At 61.1% G+C, this 2,930-nt stretch carries 2 protein-coding genes; both read right to left on the reverse strand.

Going from position 1 to position 2,930, the window contains the following annotated elements; all coding sequences use genetic code 11:
- Positions 1-263 precede the first annotated feature (263 nt).
- A complete protein-coding gene (locus D6877_RS03080; RefSeq protein WP_130909808.1) occupies positions 264-2,090 on the reverse strand; it encodes a glycoside hydrolase family 15 protein in 1,827 nt (608 codons plus the stop codon).
- Positions 2,083-2,883 carry a glucose 1-dehydrogenase gene (locus D6877_RS03085; protein ID WP_130909809.1) on the reverse strand — a complete coding sequence of 267 codons (801 nt, stop codon included), beginning with the start codon at positions 2,881-2,883 and terminating at the stop codon, positions 2,083-2,085. Before D6877_RS03085 ends, D6877_RS03080 begins: the two co-directional genes overlap by 8 nt.
- Positions 2,884-2,930: the final 47 nt, after the last annotated feature.

The raw sequence follows: 2,930 nt of genomic DNA on the forward strand, positions 1-2,930 counted from the left end.
CCGTTGCGTTGGATGGTAGGTGTGGATGTAACGGCTGGCAACAAGGTATTTCGGCGTGTAAGCACACGTTGCGGCAAGCGTTTCAACATGACGTGAGTGGTGTTTGTAGGCGCAGTTTTTACACAGACTGTCGCCAGACGTAACCGCCGCGCAGGTTTCACGTTGGGCATGGGCCTGTACCCGTTGGCTGGCGGCCAGGCCCGTTGTGGAAAAATCCCGTCCAGTCAGGGATCGGTCTGACATGCGCTGACGAAAAAACAGCGCTATGGCTGCCAGGAACTCTTCTCCCCGCTCAATTTGCGATCAAGAAAACTAGCGGCACTGATCAGCGCCAGATGCGTCAGCGCTTGCGGCGTGTTGCCCAAATGCCGGCCATGGCTGTCGAACTCCTCGGCGTACAGCCCCAGCGGATTGGCGTATCGCAGCAACTGCTCGAACTCCAGATGGGCTTTTTCCACCTGACCGGCCCGGGCCAGGCATTCGACGTACCAGAACGAGCAGGCGGCGAACGCGCCTTCGGTGCCGCTGAGGCCATCGATGTTGGCGTCTTCGTTGCGATAGCGATAGACCATGCCGTCGCGCACCAGGGTTTTTTCGATCGCTTCCAGAGTCGACAGCCAGCGCGGATCCTTGGCGCTGACGAAACGCACCAGCGGCATCAGCAGCATCGAGCCATCCAGTGCGGTACCGCCCTTGTACTGGACGAAATGCCCGCGTTCTTCGTCCCAGAAGTTGTCCCAGATGTCGGTGTAGATCGCTTGCCGGGTCTGATCCCAACGGGCGAACGGCGCCGGCAGCGAACGCTTGGAAGCCAGCCGGATGGCGCGATCCAGCGCCACCCAGCACATCAGCCGCGAGTGCAGGAAATGATGGGTTTCACCGCGCATTTCCCAGATGCCGACATCTTCGTTCTGCCAGTTCTCACAGACCTGATCGACCACTTCGCCGACGTGCCGCCAGCCTTCGTGGGAAATCGCATCACCGTACTTGTTGACCAGATACACCGCATCCATCAGCTCGCCGAAGATGTCCAGCTGGATCTGATCATAAGCACCATTGCCAATGCGCACCGGTTGCGCACCGCCGTGACCGGACAGGTGCGTGAGTTCGGTTTCCGGCAATTCCTGCTGACCGTCGATGGCATAGAGGATGTTGAGTTTCATCGGTTTGCCGCAGCAATCGCTGACTCGCCCGCGTAGCCATTGCATGTAGTGATTGGCCTCATCGACGAAGCCCAGGCGCATGAACGCGTAAACGGTGAACGAGGCATCGCGGATCCACGTGTAGCGGTAATCCCAATTGCGCTCGCCGCCGGGAGTTTCCGGCAGGCCGAAAGTGGCAGCGGCGAGGATTGCACCTTGGCGACGCGAGGTCAGCAGTTTCAGGGCGAGGGCGGAACGGTTGACCATTTCCCGCCAGCGCCCGCGATAGTTGGATTGGCCGATCCAGCCACGCCAGTACTTCAAGGTACGCTCCATGCACAATTCGGCGGCACCCTGGGCAAAGCGCGGATCGTCGCTGCCGCCGAGCATGAACGCGGCGCTTTCGTTGTGCTCGAGGGTAAATTGCGCGACGGCCGCTTGCGCATCGATTTGCAGCGCCTGATCTGAAGCCAGGCGTATCGACGGCTGGCCAGCGGCGTGGAACGTCACGTCCTGTGCGTCCATCTCGGCCCGGGTGTCGGCACGACCATAGTCGTGGCGCACCGCGCAACGCAGGTTGAACGTCGCCGAGCCGCTGACCACGCGCACCCGGCGCATCAGCAGGGGCAGGGCGTCGACATCGTCGCCGATCGGCAACAGGTCGGTGATTTCCACCACCGCGTGTTCACTCAGCCAACGGGTCTGCAAAACGTTGGTGTCGGGCAGGTAAATCTGTTCGCGGCGCGCATCGGGCAAGTCCGGCGCGAGCTGGAAAATCCCTGCTTCAGGTGTGTCGAGCAACGAGCAGAAGATCGTCGGGCTGTCGAACTCCGGCCAGCAGAAAAAATCCACGCTGCCTTTATCGTTGACTAGAGCGGCGCTGCGCATGTCGCCGATGATGCCGTGGGCACCGATGGGACTTTGTTGTTCCATTTCAGCCTCAGCCATTGCCGCGAAACTCCGGATAGAGGCTCATCCCGCCATCAATGAACAGGGTGGTGCCGACGATGTAATCGGACAAATCGGAAGCGAGGAAAACCACTGCGTTGGCAACGTCCTCGACATCGCCAATGCGTCCGTAGGGAATCAGCTCAAGAAGTTTGTCGCCGGCCGCGCCTTCAGTGGCTTCGGTGTTGATGGCTGTGCTGATCGCACCGGGCGCGATGCTGTTGATGCGGATGCGCTGGTGGCTGACTTCCTGGGCGAGGCTCTGCATCAACTGATCGACGCCGCCCTTGGACGCCGCGTAATTGACATGCCCGGCCCATGGAATGCGCTGGTGCACCGAACTCATGTGAATGATCTTGCCCGCCGCGCGCGACACGCCTTCGCGCACGCCCTGACGCTGGAAAATCCGCAACGCCGCCCGCGCGCAGAGGAACTGCCCGGTGAGGTTGACGCCGATTACCGTGTTCCAGTCGTCGAGCGTCATGTCCACGGCAGCGGCGTCTTTTTGCAGACCGGAGTTGGCCACCAGAATGTCCAGCGAGCCGAAGGCTTCGACGGTCTTGGCGAACAGTCGCTCGACCTCGTCCTCTTTCGAAACATCCGCGCCGATGGCGAGGGCCTTGCCGCCTTCGGCGTTGATCTGTGCGGCCAGTTCTTCGGCGGGTTTGGCGCTGCTGTTGTAATTGATCACGACCGCAGCGCCGGCGGCGGCCAGTGCTTTTGCGGCGGCATGGCCGATGCCGGAGCTGGCACCCGTGACCAGCGCCACCTGATGAGCGAGGGAAATCTGCATGACGATTCGCGCCTTGGTTCAAGAGACTTAAGTAGCTGACTGATGGC

Origin of the sequence: Pseudomonas sp. Sample_9 (assembly GCF_004307535.1) — a bacterium.
Classification (GTDB): domain Bacteria; phylum Pseudomonadota; class Gammaproteobacteria; order Pseudomonadales; family Pseudomonadaceae; genus Aquipseudomonas; species Aquipseudomonas mercuritolerans.